Genomic DNA, 15344 nt, shown 5'->3' with positions numbered 1-15344 from the left:
ATGCGCCGGTTCGCGAGCGGGCGCATCCCGTCTCAGCGAATCGCGCATTTTCGCGAGGGGGGCGCCACCGCGCATTTGAGCACGCATTGCTGCCGCTCGGAGCAGAACCACGAGAGAGTTCCGCTCTTCAGGCATTCGCCGCCGCAATGGCGATACGGACCACCATAGAGCGGCCGGACATAGACGGCGTCCATCAGAACCGGCTGGGCCACGCCCGGGGAACGCAATGCCTCCGCTGAGGCCGTGGCTGCGGTGAGCACCACGAAAAAGGAAAAGAGAACGGACCGCATGGCGGGGCTGGGGCTCGCAGATGCCCGATCAAATGGCCGTGTGGAGGGATCCGTCGATTAAATTGCGTTTCAGCATTCGAGGCCGAGCGGCTCCGCTCGTGAGGTCAAACGGAACACGGCGAAGCTTCCAGGCCAAAGCTCGCGTGCAAAAATCGAGCATCCAGGCATCGGGGGTGGATGAACGTGCGTTCATCGATCGTTATGTCCTGAGGACGATCCGCGAATCCTTGGAACCGTCCGGGAAGGCCGACGTTATCCAGCCATATCGATCAGTGATCGAGAAAGGATAACATGCGTAAGCTTGCTCTCATCACCGCCGCCGCCACGATGGCCGTTGGCAGCATTGCCGCCACGACCGGCGCCGAGGCCCGTCCGTATGGCTACGGCTACCATGGCGGGGGTTACGGGCATCACGGGTACTACCGTGGCGGCCGTCGTGGCATCGGCACTGGCGCGGCCGTCGGCCTCGGCATCGCGGGTCTTGCCGCCGGCGCGATCGCTGCGGGTGCTGCTCGTGACTCGTATGGCTACGGCTACTCTCGCCCGGCCTACGGCTACGGCGCTCCGGCCTACGATTACTACGGCTACGGCTACTAAGCTCTAGTCAGGCGACAGAAGGGGCGGTCGGCGCGAGCCGACCGCCCCTTTTTCATGCGCGTCATCAGCGGCCGCGATAGGGCGCGACGCCCGTATCGGGCAACCAGATCGTGGAAGGCGGCGTGCCCGTCTGCCAGAAAACATCGATGGGAATGCCGCCGCGCGGATTCCAATATCCCCCGATGCGCAGGTAACGCGGCTCCAGCAATTCCGCGAGCCGCTTGCCGATGGCCACCGTGCAATCCTCATGAAAGGCGCCGTGGTTACGGAAAGAGCCGAGGTAGAGCTTCAGCGACTTCGACTCCACGAGCCACGGACCCGGAACGTAATCGATCACGAGGATCGCGAAGTCGGGCTGGCCGGTCACGGGACAGATCGAGGTGAACTCCGGCGCCGTAAAGCGGGCGACGTAATCCGTGTCGGCATGGGGATTGGGCACCCGGTCGAGCCGGGCTTCCTCAGGGGATTGGGGGTAGGGGGTCGCCTGCCCCAGCTGGAGATCGGATGTGTTGGTCATGCCGCCCCTATAGCGCGGGTGAGGCGCCTCCGCACGATCCTGCTCTGTCTTTGGAATTGATTGAGCCACGTCCGCAAAGATTTCGCCGGTATGCCGTGCCCCTCCGGGTTGCCGGGCGCCGAAGCATGACGGATAAGCCGCCCGCGACGCGCGGCCACGCGGCCGGCGCGACCAACGGCCCGCGGCCCCCGGAGACACAACCATGACCGCGATCACCAACATCAGCGCCCGTGAAATCCTCGACAGCCGCGGCAATCCGACCGTCGAGGTCGACGTGCTGCTGGAGGACGGCTCCTTCGGCCGCGCGGCGGTTCCCTCCGGCGCTTCGACCGGGGCCCACGAGGCTGTGGAACTGCGCGACGGCGACAAGTCCCGCTTCCTCGGCAAGGGCGTGCTCAAGGCCGTCGAAGCCGCGCAGACGGAGATTCTCGACGCCATCGGCGGCATGGATGCGGAGGATCAGGTCGCCGTCGATGAGGCGATGATCGAACTCGACGGCACCCCGAACAAGGCGCGCCTGGGCGCCAACGCCATCCTCGGCGTATCGCTCGCCGTGGCGAAGGCTGCGGCGGAAGCCTCCGGCCTGCCGCTCTACCGCTATGTCGGTGGCGTCCAGGGCCGCATCCTTCCGGTGCCGATGATGAACATCATCAACGGCGGCGCGCATGCGGACAACCCGATCGACTTCCAGGAATTCATGATCATGCCGGTCGGCGCCGATTCCATCGCCGAGGCGGTGCGGATGGGTTCCGAGGTGTTCCACACCCTCAAGAGCGCCCTCAAGAAGGCCGGTCATAACACCAACGTCGGTGATGAGGGCGGCTTCGCCCCGAACCTGCCCTCCGCCGAGGCGGCCCTCGACTTCGTCATGCAGGCGATCCAGTCGGCCGGGTTCAAGCCGGGCTCCGACATTGCCCTGGCGCTCGACTGTGCGGCCACCGAATTCTTCAAGGACGGCGCCTACCACTACGAAGGCGAGGGCAAGACCCGCGACATCGCCGCCCAGGTCGATTACCTCGCCGAGCTCGTCGGCAAGTACCCGATCGTATCGATCGAGGACGGCATGTCCGAGGACGATTGGGAGGGGTGGAAGCTCCTGACCGATAAGGTCGGCGCGCAGTGCCAGCTGGTCGGCGACGACCTGTTCGTCACCAATGTCGAGCGCCTGTCGCGCGGCATCGCCAACAGCACCGGCAACTCGATCCTCATCAAGGTGAACCAGATCGGCTCCCTCACCGAGACGCTGGCCGCCGTCGATATGGCCCAGCGCGCCGGTTACACGGCGGTGATGTCGCATCGCTCCGGCGAGACCGAGGACTCGACCATCGCCGACCTCGCGGTCGCGACGAATTGCGGGCAGATCAAGACCGGCTCGCTCGCCCGCTCGGACAGACTGGCGAAGTACAACCAGCTCATCCGCATCGAGGAGGGTCTCGGCCCGCAGGCCCTCTATGCCGGCCGCGCCGCGATCAAGCATCTCGCCCGCGCCTGAGTCACAGCGGCCTTCCCCCACGCGGGGTGGCTTCAGGACAGGGGGAGCCACGGCGACGTGGCTCCCCTTTCGCGTTCAGGGGTGCGCCATTCTCAACCCCTCGTTAACCGTCTCCGGCCAAGGTGCAGCCATGGTCGTCCGCCGCCGCGTCAGAATGATCGTTCTGCCCCTGGGTCTCTGGACCCTGTCGGCGCTCGTCTGTGGATACTTCATCATGCAGGCGGAGAGCGGCAACCGCGGCCTCGAAGCCAAGCGGGCGCTGAAGATGAAGGCGTTCGGACTGAACCAGGAATTGGCAACCGTGAAGGCCGAGCGCGCCGTGTGGGAGCACCGGGTCGCGCTGCTGAAAAGCGACCAGATCGACCGCGATCTTCTGGAAGAGCGCGCACGGATCGTCCTGGGCCGCGTTCACGCCAACGACGTCGTCGTCATCGGCCCCTGATCGAGCTGCACTTCGAGCCCTCTCAATTCTGCAATCCCCTCCTGCAACGGAGGAATTAGGGTCGTTTACTCTGACAACGGCGCGTCCCTGTTAGAGGGGCGGGCCTCGCTTTCGGACGGCGCCTAGCCTACACCCGCCTCAAGACAGCGAGAGCGCGGGAGAAACGACATGGATGCTGGCAAGACGGCCGAGACCGAGCCCGCTGCCGGCCCGTCGTCGGCGGCAGCAGCCGAGGCCCACCGGCCAGCTCCCAACATGCCCCAGTTCACGCGTGAAGAAGACCTCCACGCCTATCACGAGATGCTCCTGATCCGCCGCTTCGAGGAGAAGGCGGGCCAGCTCTACGGCATGGGCCTCATCGGCGGTTTCTGCCACCTTTACATCGGCCAGGAGGCCGTTGTGGTCGGCATGCAGATGGCCTCCGAGGATGGCGATCAGGTCATCACCGGCTATCGCGACCACGGCCATATGCTGGCCTGCGGCATGGACCCCAAGGGCGTCATGGCCGAGCTGACCGGCCGCCGGGGCGGCTACAGCCGCGGCAAGGGCGGCTCGATGCACATGTTCAGCCGCGAGAAGCAGTTCTTCGGCGGCCACGGCATCGTCGGCGCGCAGGTTTCCCTCGGCACCGGCCTCGGCTTCGCAGACCATTACCGCGGCAATGGCAAGGTCAGCCTGACCTATATGGGTGACGGCGCCGCCAACCAGGGCCAAGTCTACGAGAGCTTCAACATGGCGGCGCTCTGGAAGCTGCCTGTCGTCTACGTGATCGAGAACAACCGTTACGCCATGGGCACCTCGGTCGCCCGCGCCTCGGCGCAGACCGACTTCTCCAAGCGTGGCCTGTCCTTCGGTATTCCCGGCGAGTCCGTGGACGGCATGGATGTCCGCACGGTGCGCGAGGCGGCTGGCCGCGCCATCGAGCATGCCCGCTCGGGCAAGGGCCCCTTCATCCTCGAGATGCAGACCTACCGCTATCGCGGCCACTCCATGTCCGACCCGGCCAAGTACCGGACGAAGGACGAAGTCTCGAAGATGCGAGACGAGCACGATCCGATCGAGATGGTCCGCAAGCGTCTTCTGGAACTGCACGGCGTGCCGGAGGCCGACATCAAGGCGACGGACGCCAAGGTCCGCGAGACGGTGAATGCCTCCGCCGAGTTCGCCACCAACGATCCCGAGCCCGATCCCTCGGAACTGTGGACCGACATCCTGCTCGAAGTCGGCGCCTGAGCGCCGACACCTCACCCCTTAGGCCGCCCCCGAACGAGAGCGACGCGAAGAACTCATCATGGCGACCGATATCCTCATGCCCGCCCTGTCTCCGACCATGGAGGAGGGCAAGCTCTCGAAATGGCTGAAGAAGGTCGGTGATCCGATCAAATCCGGCGATGTGCTGGCCGAGATCGAGACCGACAAGGCGACCATGGAGGTCGAGGCGGTCGACGAGGGCGTGCTCGCGAAGATCCTCGTGGACGAAGGCACGGAGGGCGTCGCCGTCAACACACCCATCGCGATCATCGCGGGCGAAGGTGAGGACGTCGAGGCTGCCGCCGCCTCAGGCGGCAAGAAGGCCGAGGCGCCGAAGTCGAACGGCATCGATACTTCCGTCGAGCAGGGCGGCGACAAGCCCGCGACGATCGCCAAGACCGAGGACGACGCCCCCCGCGCGCCCGCAGCACCGGCCAAGATTTCGGCGAAGGCGAACGAGCCGGTGATGGAGGAATTCCCCGCCGGTACCGAGATGGTCACGATGACCGTCCGCGAGGCGCTCCGCGATGCCATGGCCGAGGAGATGCGCCGTGACGGCGACGTCTTCGTCATGGGCGAGGAAGTTGCCGAGTATCAGGGTGCCTACAAGGTCACGCAGGGTCTGCTTCAGGAATTCGGCGCCAAGCGCGTGGTCGATACTCCGATCACCGAGCATGGCTTTGCTGGTATCGGCGTCGGCGCGGCACTTGCCGGGCTGAAGCCGGTCGTGGAGTTCATGACGTTCAACTTCGCCATGCAGGCGATCGACCACATCATCAACTCCGCCGCCAAGACCCTTTACATGTCCGGTGGCCAGCTCGGCTGCCCGATCGTGTTCCGTGGCCCGAACGGCGCGGCGGCCCGCGTCGCCGCCCAGCACAGCCACGATTACTCGGCGTGGTACTCCAACGTGCCGGGCCTCAAGGTCATCGCCCCCTATACGGCGAGCGACGCGAAGGGCCTGCTCAAGGCCGCGATCCGCGATCCGAACCCCGTCATCTTCCTTGAGAACGAGATCCTCTACGGGCAGACCTTCCCGGTGCCGAAGCTCGACGACTTCGTGCTGCCCATCGGCAAGGCGCGGATCCACCGCGAGGGCAAGGACGTCACCATCGTCTCCTTCGCCATCGGCATGACCTACGCCCTTAAGGCGGCTCAGGCGCTGGCCGAGCAGGGGATCGAAGCCGAGGTGATCGACCTGCGCACCATCCGCCCGATGGACACGGCCACGGTGGTCGAGTCGGTGAAGAAGACCGGCCGCTGCATCACCGTCGAGGAAGGCTTCCCGCAATCCGGCATCGGCGCCGAGATCTCGGCGCGCCTGATGGTCGATGCCTTCGACTATCTCGACGCCCCGGTGCTGCGGGTGACCGGCAAGGACGTGCCGATGCCCTACGCCGCCAACCTCGAGAAGCTGGCGCTGCCGAATGTCGGCGAGGTCATCGAGGCCGCCAAGGCGGTTTGCTACAAGTAGGGTCCGGTCTGCCGGTCCCCGTCGATCCCATCGTTCCCGCCTCACACGCGGGACAGCGCCACTCCGGTCCCGCCCGATGAGCTCCGACTTCGCCGAACTCGCCGTGCCTCCCGACGCCCTCGAACAGGGTGGCGTCGAGGTGCTGCGCGCGGCGGTGGTGGACGGGGCGGTGAGCGTCGCCCTGCGGCGCTCGTTCGACGATCCGGCGACCTGGGGCCGCCTGCTGGTCGATCTCGCCCGGCAGGCGGCCCGCGCCTACGCCGTCGACACCGACATGTCGGAGGACGAGGCCTTCGAGCGAATCCGCGCCGCGATCGAGGCGGAATGCCTCGCTCCGGGCGAGTTCAACTGACGGGGCCCCGCATGGCTCAGGCGGCCGTACCGGTGATGCACCGGATCGAGCTTGAGACTGTGCTGACGATTCGCAGGAGCGTCGCCGTGGGACCGGCTGTGCCCGCTCCTCGCGCTGCGCCCGCTTCGGCCCAAGAGCCGGTCACTTTCTCCGAAAATCTGCCTTCCTTCGCCGATCCGGCCGCCCCGGCCATGCCCGAGACCTGACCATGCCGATCAACGTCCTGATGCCCGCCCTGTCGCCGACGATGGAGAAGGGCAACCTCGCCAAGTGGCTCAAGAAGGAAGGCGATCCGATCAAGTCCGGCGACGTGCTGGCCGAGATCGAGACCGACAAGGCCACGATGGAGGTCGAGGCGGTCGATGAGGGCGTGCTCGCCAAGATCATCGTGCCGGAGGGCACGGCGGACGTTCCGGTGAACGACCTCATCGCCCTGATCGCGGGGGAGGGCGAGGATCCGGGCAGCGTGCAGGCGCCGGGTAGCGGCGCGAAGGCGCCCGAGGGTCCGAAGACCGCCGAGGCACCGAAGGCGGACGCGAAGACCTCCTCCGAGGGTCAGATGTCCTATGCACGGGTGAACGAGGCGCCGGACGCGGCCAAGGCCGTGAACCCCGCCGCTGGTGCCGCTCCGGCTCAGGCGGGCGAGCGCCCGTTCTCTTCGCCGCTGGCACGCCGTCTCGCGAAGATGGAGGGCATCGACCTCGGCGCGATTCAGGGCAGCGGACCGCACGGCCGCATCATCGCCCGCGACGTTCAGGCGGCGAAGGCCGGTGGCGGGCTGAAGGCGCCCACGCCTCAGGCCACCGCCGCCGAGGCTCCGAAGACTGCCGCCCCCGCTCCGAAGGCCGCGTCTGCGGGCGGCATGCCCACCGGGCTCACGACCGATCAGGTCAAGGGCTTCTACGCCAAGGATGCCTACGAGGAGGTCACCCTCGACGGCATGCGCAAGACGATCGCCAAGCGCCTCACCGAGGCGATGCTGGTGGCGCCGCACTTCTACCTGACGGTGGATTGCGAGCTCGACGCGCTGATGAAGTTGCGTGAGACGCTGAATGGATCCGCCGGCAAGGACAAGGACGGCAAGCCCGCGTTCAAGCTCTCGGTGAACGACTTCGTCATCAAGGCGATGGGCCTCGCCCTCACCCGCGTTCCGGCCGCCAACGCCGTTTGGGCCGAGGACCGGATCCTGCGCTTCAAGCACGCCGAGGTCGGCGTCGCGGTGGCGATCGACGGCGGCCTGTTCACCCCGGTGATCCGCCGCGCCGATGAGAAGACCCTCTCGACCATCTCGAACGAGATGAAGGATTTCGCGGCCCGCGCGCGTGCCAAGAAGCTGAAGCCCGAGGAGTACCAGGGCGGCGTCACCTCGGTGTCGAACCTCGGCATGTTCGGGATCAAGCACTTCACGGCGGTAATCAACCCGCCGCAATCGAGCATTCTGGCGGTGGGCGCGGGCGAGAAGCGCGTCGTCGTGAAGGACGGGGCGCCGGCCGTGGTCCAGGTGATGACCTGCACTCTGTCCTGCGACCACCGCGTCCTCGATGGAGCGCTCGGCGCGGAGTTGGTGTCGGCCTTCAAGGGGCTGATCGAGAACCCGATGGGCATGCTGGTCTAAGGCGAAGCTCTTTCCCCTTCCGGGGAGAGACGCGCTGACCCGACAGGAACCACCTTCACCTCCGGCGCGCAATCGCAGGAGGAAGTCCGCGAGGAGCCGCCATGGCTGACACCTACGACGTTCTCATCATCGGTGCCGGGCCGGGCGGCTACGTCACCGCGATCCGCGCCGCGCAGCTCGGCTTCAAGACTGCCGTGGTCGATCGCGAGCACCTGGGCGGCATCTGCCTGAACTGGGGCTGCATCCCGACCAAGGCGTTGCTGCGCTCGGCGGAAATCTTCCATTACTTCCAGCATCCGGGCGAATATGGCCTGACTGCCGAGAAGGTCGGGTTCGACACGGCGGCCATCGTCAAGCGCTCGCGCGGCGTCTCGGCCCGCCTCAACGGCGGCGTCGGCATGCTGCTGAAGAAGAACAAGGTCGATGTGATCTGGGGCGAGGCGAGCGTCGACTCCGTCGCCAAGGGCAATCAGCCCGGGCAGGTCACGGTCAAGGAAAGCAAGCGCGCCGAGCCGCCGAAGGGCGCCAAGGGCGCGGGCAGCTACAGCGCCAAGCACATCATCGTCGCGACCGGCGCCCGGCCCCGCGCGCTGCCCGGCATCGAGCCCGACAAGAAGCAGATCTGGACCTATTACGAGGCCATGGTCCCGGAGGCGATGCCCAAGAGCCTTCTGGTGATGGGCTCCGGCGCCATCGGCATCGAGTTCGCCTCGTTCTACCGGACGATGGGGGCCGAAGTGACGGTGGTCGAGGTGCTGCCGCAGATCCTCCCCGTCGAGGATGCCGAAATCGCAGCCATGGCGCGCAAGCGGTTCGAGAAGCAGGGCATCAAGATCCTCACCGGCGCCAAGGTGACGAAGGTCGAGAAGGGCGCTAACTCCATCACCGCGACGATCGAGGGCGGAGACGGCAAGTCCCAGCAGATCACGGCAGAGAAGTTGATCTCGGCCGTCGGCGTCGTCGGCAACATCGAGAACCTCGGTCTCGAGAAGCTCGGCGTGAAAACCGATCGCGGCTGCATCGTTACGGATGGGCTGGGCCGCACCAACGTGCCGGGCCTCTACGCCATCGGCGACGTGGCGGGCCCGCCGATGCTCGCCCACAAGGCCGAGCATGAGGGCGTGATCTGCATCGAGACCATCAAGGGCCTGCACACGCACCCGATGGACAAGGGCAAGATTCCCGGTTGCACTTACTGCCAGCCGCAGATCGCCAGTGTCGGGCTGACCGAGGCCAAGGCCAAGGAGCAGGGCTTCGCCGTGAAGGTCGGCCGCTTCCCCTTCGCGGGCAACGGCAAGGCGATCGCGCTGGGCGAGCCGGACGGCATGATCAAGACCGTCTTCGACGCCAAGACCGGCCAGTTGCTTGGCGCTCACATGGTCGGGGCCGAGGTGACGGAGCTGATTCAGGGCTACGTCGTCGCCATGAACCTCGAGAGCACCGAGGAGGAGCTGATGCACACGGTATTCCCGCACCCGACGCTCAGCGAGATGATGCACGAAAGCGTGCTCGACGCGTACGGTAAGGTGATCCACACCTGAAGCCCGGATATGACAAGGGCCGTGACCGCCTCGGAAGGCGGTCGCGGCCCTCTTTCCTGGGTTCAGGTGTTAGCGGCCACTATTGCCCGCGCCGCCCTTGAAGCCGGCGGCATTGGGCGAACCCTGCATCTTGCCATCCTTCATCTCCTGACCCGGCGCAGTGGTCGAGGTGCTGGTGCTACCAGTGGTCTCGCCCTTGCCGAACCCGGCGGCGTTTGGGGAGCCCTGCATCCGGCCGACGGCATTGCCCTGGGTGTTCTGCGTGGCCGGGCCGCTCTCGGCCGCCCAAGCGGCGCTGCCAAGCGTCATGAGACCGGCGGCGGCGAATAGGGTGGACTTCCGCATGGTCGTCTCCTTCTCTGTCGAATGGCCTCTCATTCGGAGGCTTCCCTCGGCTAACGCGTCGGTCGCAGCGCCGTTCAATTTATGGGAGCGCTATCGCGGCTCATCGGGCTGCGCATCCTTCTCCGAAGGCGTGTAGGCACACCACTCGCAGATGCCGCGCTCGGCGCTGCGGGGGGCATTCCGCTGGGAGCAGAGTGGGCAAACCAGGACGACGAATCGTGAGCCGAGGCGCAACCCCCGCCCCCGGCCTAGGAACGTCACAGGCGTGCCTGCCGTGCGAGCATCGTCGCGTGCCATTGTGTGATCCCCCATGGGAGGGATAATCCACGGTGACGCTAATGGCTCCGCTCGGGGCGGGATGGCGTCGAACATCCTTTCGGAGAGATGCGATGCCCGATCCGGTTACGGACAGCCCCGCCCGTCCGGTCTTCGCGGATGTGGAGGCCGCCGCGCGGCGCATCGCGGGAGTCGCCCACCGCACGCCCGTGCTGACCTCCCGCACCGCCGACGCGATGGCCGGGGCGCGCCTGTTCTTCAAGGCCGAGAATCTGCAGCGGGGCGGAGCCTTCAAATTCCGCGGTGCCTACAATGCCATCTCGGCTCTGCCGGAAGAGGTGCGGCGGCGCGGCGTCATCGCCTTCTCATCCGGAAATCATGCCCAGGCCATCGCGCTGGCGAGCCGCCTGCTCGGCGTGCCCGCCGTCATCGTCATGCCGGAGGACGCGCCGCGCGTGAAGGTCGAGGCGACCAAGGGATACGGCGCCGAAGTCGTGTCCTACGATCGCTACAGCCAGGACCGGGAGGTGATCGGCCGGGAGATTGCGCAGGCGCGCGGCCTGTCCCTGATCCCGCCTTACGACCACCGGGAGGTGATTGCGGGGCAGGGTACCCTTGCGCTGGAGCTGATCGAAGAAACCGGGCCCCTCGACATGCTGGTCGCCTGCCTCGGCGGCGGCGGACAACTCGCAGGCTGTGCCCTCGCGGCGTCTGAGCGCTCGCCAGGCATCGCGATCTACGGCGTCGAGCCGGAAGCGGGCGATGACGGTCGCCGCTCCTTCCATGAGGGAAGGGTGGTGACGATCCCCGTGCCGCGAACGATCGCGGACGGGGCGCAGACGACTTACCTCGGCGCCCTGACCTTCCCGATCATTCGCGAGCGGGTCACCGACATCGTCACGGTGACGGACGAGGAACTCGTCGAAACGATGCGTTTCTTTGCGAGCCGGATGAAGATGGTGGTCGAGCCCACGGGCTGCCTCGCGGCGGCGGCGGTGTTGCACGGCAAGTTCGACGTGGCGGGCAAGCGCGTCGGCATCGTCGTCAGCGGCGGCAACGTCGATATCGCATCCTTCGCACGGCTCGTCGCACCCGCCGCCTGACTCCCGCGCGCATGTGGACCCGCAGGCGCGGCATGCTTATCTTCAGATCATTCAGATAGCGTCCCACGGGCCTTGAACCCGTTCGGGCCGGAGAGAGTCGATGACGTCGAGTTTTAAGGTTCTGTCGCTGACCGATCGCGCCGCAGATCGGATCAAGGCGATCATGGCGCAGGCCGACCAGCCCGTCGCGGGATTACGCGTGGGCGTGAAGAACGGCGGCTGCGCCGGCATGACCTACACGATGGAATATGCCGAAGCGCGCAAGCCGGGCGAGGATGTGGTCGAGGATCGGGGCGTTCAGGTCTTTATCGATCCCAAGGCCGTGCTGTTCCTGCTCGGCACGGAGATGGACTTCACGACGACGAAGCTCGCGTCGCAATTCGTGTTCAATAACCCGAACCAGACCTCTGCCTGCGGCTGCGGTGAATCGGTCGCCATCACGCCGGTCTCGCCGGAGCGGGTTCCCGCTACTGCTTGAAGGCCGACGACGCCTCGCCGTCAGGCCGCCTGCGGCGAGGCGATCGAGGCGTCATCCGCGACGCGGTTGCGACCGCCGCGCTTGGCAGCGAACATGCAGAGGTCGGCCCGCTCAAGCAGCGAGGCCGGCGTATCCCCGAGTCGATATTCGGCGACACCGAGCGAGACGGTGACCTTGCCGAGCGACTCGCCGGTCGAACGCTTCACAAGTTCGCGACCGATCATGCTGGACCGGATGGTCTCGGCGATTTCTATCGCGTCGAGACGGTTGGCACCTGGCAGGATGATCCCGAACTCCTCCCCGCCGAAGCGGGCCAGCCGCGCATTCGACTGCACGCTCTCCCGCATAACGACGGCGACGAGGCGAAGAACCTGATCGCCGGTCAGGTGGCCATACTGGTCGTTGAACCGCTTGAAATAATCGATGTCGACGACGATCACGCTGAGGCGGCTACCGCGGTTGGCCTCGGCCACCGTCGCATGCAGCATTTCCTCGAAGTGCTTGCGGTTCGAAAGGCCGCTGAGTGGGTCGGTCAGGCTTTCCGTCCGGGTCGCCTCGAGCTTCTCACGCAGGGCCTCCACCTCGCTCCGGCTCTCGCGGATGCGTGCTTCCAGAACGCGGTTGTCGGCCACGACCTCGCGCGTAGCCGCCGCAAGCGAGGCGACGACCTCCGCGAGCTGCGCCCGGCTCAGATGCGCCTGGGTGAGATCGGCCGATAGGGTCGAAAGGGATTCACCGAATTGCTGCGTCGAGCCGAGCGAAAGGTCCAGCACTTCACTGATCGACGCAAGTTCGGCCAGCACCGTCTTGCTGACCACGCTCGCATCCGACGCATGTTTCTGTCCGTCGAGATAGCTCTCGTGCAGATGGTCGATATCGAGATCGGTGAGATGCCCCTTTTCCGCCGTCAATCGTTTGACGGCGTCATTGAGGAGCGGCAACTCGCCGGAGACATAGGCATACCATACGGCGTAGGCCCTCGGGGTTGCCGAAGGGCCGTAATCGCGCATGAGCTCGTTCGTCCGCTTCGCCAGAGCGAAGCTGCGGTCACGATCGGGGAAAGCGTCCTGGCCCATCCTCAGCCCATCTCGCGGAGACATTGCCCGATTAGGCATCACCGCATGACCGAGGGTTGTAGCAAGACTTCCTACACGCCCAGTTAAGAGGCGCGGGAGGCTCGCCAGTACCGCTATACTGGTGGGGAGCAGCAGAAGCGTCGCCCGAGAGCTTTTCGAGAATACCGCCGGGACAAAGCCCGGCGGTTTCGCTTCGCCCTATCGGTCGCGCTTGGTCGTCGGTACGCGCATCAGGAAGGCAGGTACATGCGAGCCGAGGCCGACCGGCGTATCACCCTCTGCCTCAACCTCACGCGGACCGCGCTGATTCTGGCGGCGGGGCGCTTCCCGGCGGCTTTGCTCCGGCCTCGGCGTCTGGGCCTCCGCGCGGGCTGCGGGACGTTCACGCGGCTCCGACCGCTCCGAACGTTCGGGCCTGTCACGACTTTCGCTCCGCTCGCGCGGCTCGGAACGCTCACGGCCTTCCCGACTGGACCGCTCGCTACCGCGGCCCCGGCGACCTTCGCCGGAACGCCCGCGATGGCGGCTACGCGGTTCGGCGTCGGACGCACCGAGGCTCGAGAGATCGCCGTCCAGCCACGGGATGGGCTGGCCAATCAGCGACTCGATGGCACTCAGCGACCGGTCGTCATCCGGACTGACGAGGGTGAAGGCCGCGCCCGAGCGACCCGCCCGGCCGGTACGGCCGATCCGGTGAACGTAATCTTCGGGATGCCGCGGAATGTCGAAGTTGAAAACGTGGCTCACCGCCGGGATGTCGAGACCACGGGCCGCCACGTCGCTCGCCACGAGCAGGGCCGTCTCGCCGCTGCGGAAGCCATCGAGAGCGGCCATACGCGCCCGCTGATCCATGTCGCCGTGCAAGGCAACCGCATCGAAGCCGTGGCTTACGAGAGACTTCTGCAGGATCGCAACATCGCGCTTCCGGTTACAGAAGATGATGCCGTTGGTCAGTCCGTCCTCAGCGCGGATCAAGCGCCGCAGGCGGTCGCGCTTCGCGTGATCCTCGCCGGGGGTCGCCACGAGGCGTTGGGTGATGGTGGTGGCCGTGGAGGAGGCGCGCGCCACCTCGATCCGCTGCGGGTTGTGCAGGAACATGTCCGCCAACCGCTCGATCTCCGGCGGCATCGTCGCCGAGAAGAACAGCGTCTGCCGGGTGAACGGCACCATCTTCACGATGCGCTCGATATCGGGGATGAAGCCCATGTCGAGCATGCGATCCGCCTCGTCGATGACGAGGAGTTCGACGCCGGTCAGCAGGAGCTTGCCGCGCTCGAAATGATCGAGGAGGCGGCCGGGCGTGGCAATCAGCACATCGGTGCCGCGCGTCAGCTTCGCATCCTGATCCGCGAAGGAGACGCCGCCGATGATGAGCGCAACGTTCAGCTTATGGTTGGTGCCGTAACGCTCGAAGCTCTCTTCCACCTGCGCCGCGAGCTCACGGGTCGGCTCGAGGATGAGGGTCCGTGGCATCCGGGCGCGGGCGCGTCCGGTTTCGAGCAAGGTCAGCATCGGCAGCGTAAAGGCCGCCGTCTTGCCGGTGCCGGTCTGAGCGATGCCCAGGACGTCCCGGCGCGCGAGCACATGGGGGATGGCCTGCGCCTGGATCGGCGTCGGCTCGGAATACCCGGCCGATGTGACGGCCTGGAGGACTTTCTCACTCAGTCCCAGATCGGAGAACGGCATTTCGTATCGGCAACATTCACGCACCCGGCCGGCGCGAAGGACATCGTCGCGGCAACGATCCGGGATCTAGGCGGACGCGCGGACGGAAACCGCGGCCGCCGAGCGATTACCGCATCACCTAGACCCTTGCGGCGACTTGTCAATCTTGCGAGCCCCGTAAGGGCGGGATGACGCGCGAACGGCGCCCGTTCACTGACCTAAACATCTCTTTCGAACCGGCCGCCCGCAGGACCGATCGACTCCCTCGACACAATCGGCATGCGGATCGACAGGGTTAAGCGTCTCCTAGCCGACCACATGCGGTCCGCCGCCGCACCGTCCTAAAATAAAACGCAGCTCCGGAGGCTCCCCGCAGACGGCGACTTAAATGTTCGAAACGGCGCGCCGCGGTTTCGCCTCATTTTCGACTGCGTCGGAAAGATAGTTCAGCAGCGACCACTACCGGGCTTAGCCCTGTGCGCAAGAGCACATCGCTTGAGTCCACTCGTTACGCCTCCATAACCTTCACCTTTCGTTGACCCGATCTGGCTAATCTAGCCAAGCTTGTTGCAGGAAAGCGACAGACCCGTTCGCCGCAAGCGCCTAGAAGGCCGCTGGCCTAAGCCAACCCCAGGATCTGGTAACCCGATGAAAAAGCTTCTCCTCGCATCGACCGTTCTCGCCAGCATGACCGCGGCTGCTGCGGCCGCCGACCTTCCGCGCCGCGCTGCGCCGCCGCCGGTGTTCACGCCGGTGCCGGTCTTCACCTGGACGGGCTTCTACGCTGGTTTCAACGCCGGTTACGGCTTCGACGCCTCCTCCAGCCGCGG

15 protein-coding genes and 1 pseudogene are annotated in these 15344 nt (G+C 66.2%); 12 read left to right on the top strand and 4 right to left on the bottom strand.

The window, feature by feature from the left end; all coding sequences use genetic code 11:
• The first annotated feature begins 581 nt into the window (after positions 1 to 581).
• Positions 582 to 887, top strand: a complete 306-nt coding sequence (locus J4O73_RS16435; RefSeq protein ID WP_426219016.1) for a hypothetical protein — start codon at positions 582 to 584, stop codon at positions 885 to 887.
• A 64-nt stretch (positions 888 to 951) separates the two neighbouring features.
• On the opposite strand, the gene queF is transcribed toward J4O73_RS16435, so the two are convergent.
• Positions 952 to 1404: a preQ(1) synthase gene (gene queF, locus J4O73_RS16430; protein WP_426219014.1), complete on the bottom strand. Its 453-nt coding sequence runs from the start codon at positions 1402 to 1404 to the stop codon at positions 952 to 954.
• A 202-nt stretch (positions 1405 to 1606) separates the two neighbouring features.
• Here queF and eno point away from each other — a divergent pair, with 202 nt between their 5' ends.
• The 8 genes from eno to lpdA all read left to right on the top strand — a co-directional run bounded on the left by eno (position 1607) and on the right by lpdA (position 9571).
• A complete protein-coding gene (gene eno / locus J4O73_RS16425) occupies positions 1607 to 2896 on the top strand; it encodes a phosphopyruvate hydratase (protein WP_426219012.1) in 1290 nt (429 codons plus the stop codon).
• A gap of 130 nt (positions 2897 to 3026) precedes the next feature.
• Positions 3027 to 3338 carry an FtsB family cell division protein gene (locus J4O73_RS16420; protein ID WP_426219010.1) on the top strand — a complete coding sequence of 104 codons (312 nt, stop codon included), beginning with the start codon at positions 3027 to 3029 and terminating at the stop codon, positions 3336 to 3338.
• A 168-nt stretch (positions 3339 to 3506) separates the two neighbouring features.
• Positions 3507 to 4571 (top strand): pyruvate dehydrogenase (acetyl-transferring) E1 component subunit alpha, encoded by a 1065-nt coding sequence (gene pdhA, locus J4O73_RS16415; protein ID WP_426219008.1) that lies wholly within the window; start codon positions 3507 to 3509, stop codon positions 4569 to 4571.
• A gap of 58 nt (positions 4572 to 4629) precedes the next feature.
• Positions 4630 to 6063: a pyruvate dehydrogenase complex E1 component subunit beta gene (locus tag J4O73_RS16410; protein ID WP_426219006.1), complete on the top strand. Its 1434-nt coding sequence runs from the start codon at positions 4630 to 4632 to the stop codon at positions 6061 to 6063.
• Between the two features lie 76 nt (positions 6064 to 6139).
• A complete protein-coding gene (locus J4O73_RS16405; RefSeq protein WP_426219004.1) occupies positions 6140 to 6415 on the top strand; it encodes a DUF5076 domain-containing protein in 276 nt (91 codons plus the stop codon).
• A gap of 11 nt (positions 6416 to 6426) precedes the next feature.
• Entirely contained in the window at positions 6427 to 6621 is a 195-nt protein-coding gene (locus tag J4O73_RS16400; protein WP_426219002.1) for a hypothetical protein, read from the top strand.
• Between the two features lie 2 nt (positions 6622 to 6623).
• Positions 6624 to 8030 (top strand): pyruvate dehydrogenase complex dihydrolipoamide acetyltransferase, encoded by a 1407-nt coding sequence (locus J4O73_RS16395; protein ID WP_426219001.1) that lies wholly within the window; start codon positions 6624 to 6626, stop codon positions 8028 to 8030.
• Between the two features lie 101 nt (positions 8031 to 8131).
• Positions 8132 to 9571, top strand: a complete 1440-nt coding sequence (gene lpdA, locus J4O73_RS16390; RefSeq protein ID WP_426218999.1) for a dihydrolipoyl dehydrogenase — start codon at positions 8132 to 8134, stop codon at positions 9569 to 9571.
• A 69-nt stretch (positions 9572 to 9640) separates the two neighbouring features.
• Here the strand turns inward: lpdA and J4O73_RS16385 are convergent, their stop codons facing one another.
• Positions 9641 to 9916, bottom strand: a complete 276-nt coding sequence (locus J4O73_RS16385; RefSeq protein ID WP_426218997.1) for a hypothetical protein — start codon at positions 9914 to 9916, stop codon at positions 9641 to 9643.
• A 389-nt stretch (positions 9917 to 10305) separates the two neighbouring features.
• On the opposite strand from J4O73_RS16385, the gene J4O73_RS16380 reads away from it, so the two are divergent.
• A complete protein-coding gene (locus J4O73_RS16380) occupies positions 10306 to 11295 on the top strand; it encodes a threo-3-hydroxy-L-aspartate ammonia-lyase (protein WP_426218995.1) in 990 nt (329 codons plus the stop codon).
• 100 nt (positions 11296 to 11395) lie between these two features.
• The gene (locus J4O73_RS16375) at positions 11396 to 11773 is read left to right on the top strand and encodes a HesB/IscA family protein (protein ID WP_426218993.1); all 378 of its coding nucleotides are present in this window, start codon (positions 11396 to 11398) and stop codon (positions 11771 to 11773) included.
• 20 nt (positions 11774 to 11793) lie between these two features.
• On the opposite strand, the gene J4O73_RS16370 is transcribed toward J4O73_RS16375, so the two are convergent.
• Positions 11794 to 12849 carry a diguanylate cyclase gene (locus tag J4O73_RS16370; RefSeq protein ID WP_426218991.1) on the bottom strand — a complete coding sequence of 352 codons (1056 nt, stop codon included), beginning with the start codon at positions 12847 to 12849 and terminating at the stop codon, positions 11794 to 11796.
• A 198-nt stretch (positions 12850 to 13047) separates the two neighbouring features.
• Positions 13048 to 14535, bottom strand: coding sequence for a DEAD/DEAH box helicase (locus tag J4O73_RS16365; RefSeq protein ID WP_426218989.1), 1488 nt, complete (start codon positions 14533 to 14535; stop codon positions 13048 to 13050).
• A gap of 627 nt (positions 14536 to 15162) precedes the next feature.
• On the opposite strand from J4O73_RS16365, the pseudogene J4O73_RS16360 reads away from it, so the two are divergent.
• Positions 15163 to 15344 (top strand): annotated as a pseudogene (locus tag J4O73_RS16360) (porin family protein); the annotation flags it as partial.

The sequence above is a fragment of the Methylobacterium sp. NFXW15 genome (assembly GCF_049887755.1).
Taxonomy (GTDB): domain Bacteria; phylum Pseudomonadota; class Alphaproteobacteria; order Rhizobiales; family Beijerinckiaceae; genus Methylobacterium.
This window is presented reverse-complemented; position numbering and strand designations above follow the sequence as displayed.

Excerpts from the sequence above, each read along its gene's own strand:
- pdhA (WP_426219008.1), top strand. The coding sequence starts at position 3,507 with ATGGATGCTGGCAAGACGGCCGAGACCGAGCCCGCTGCCGGCCCGTCG.
- J4O73_RS16405 (WP_426219004.1), top strand. The coding sequence starts at position 6,140 with ATGAGCTCCGACTTCGCCGAACTCGCCGTGCCTCCCGACGCCCTCGAA.
- lpdA (WP_426218999.1), top strand. The coding sequence starts at position 8,132 with ATGGCTGACACCTACGACGTTCTCATCATCGGTGCCGGGCCGGGCGGC.
- J4O73_RS16385 (WP_426218997.1), bottom strand. The coding sequence starts at position 9,916 with ATGCGGAAGTCCACCCTATTCGCCGCCGCCGGTCTCATGACGCTTGGC.
- J4O73_RS16395 (WP_426219001.1), top strand. The coding sequence starts at position 6,624 with ATGCCGATCAACGTCCTGATGCCCGCCCTGTCGCCGACGATGGAGAAG.
- J4O73_RS16375 (WP_426218993.1), top strand. The coding sequence starts at position 11,396 with ATGACGTCGAGTTTTAAGGTTCTGTCGCTGACCGATCGCGCCGCAGAT.
- J4O73_RS16410 (WP_426219006.1), top strand. The coding sequence starts at position 4,630 with ATGGCGACCGATATCCTCATGCCCGCCCTGTCTCCGACCATGGAGGAG.
- J4O73_RS16435 (WP_426219016.1), top strand. The coding sequence starts at position 582 with ATGCGTAAGCTTGCTCTCATCACCGCCGCCGCCACGATGGCCGTTGGC.
- J4O73_RS16370 (WP_426218991.1), bottom strand. The coding sequence starts at position 12,849 with ATGGGCCAGGACGCTTTCCCCGATCGTGACCGCAGCTTCGCTCTGGCG.
- J4O73_RS16400 (WP_426219002.1), top strand. The coding sequence starts at position 6,427 with ATGGCTCAGGCGGCCGTACCGGTGATGCACCGGATCGAGCTTGAGACT.
- J4O73_RS16380 (WP_426218995.1), top strand. The coding sequence starts at position 10,306 with ATGCCCGATCCGGTTACGGACAGCCCCGCCCGTCCGGTCTTCGCGGAT.
- J4O73_RS16365 (WP_426218989.1), bottom strand. The coding sequence starts at position 14,535 with ATGCCGTTCTCCGATCTGGGACTGAGTGAGAAAGTCCTCCAGGCCGTC.
- queF (WP_426219014.1), bottom strand. The coding sequence starts at position 1,404 with ATGACCAACACATCCGATCTCCAGCTGGGGCAGGCGACCCCCTACCCC.
- eno (WP_426219012.1), top strand. The coding sequence starts at position 1,607 with ATGACCGCGATCACCAACATCAGCGCCCGTGAAATCCTCGACAGCCGC.
- J4O73_RS16420 (WP_426219010.1), top strand. The coding sequence starts at position 3,027 with ATGGTCGTCCGCCGCCGCGTCAGAATGATCGTTCTGCCCCTGGGTCTC.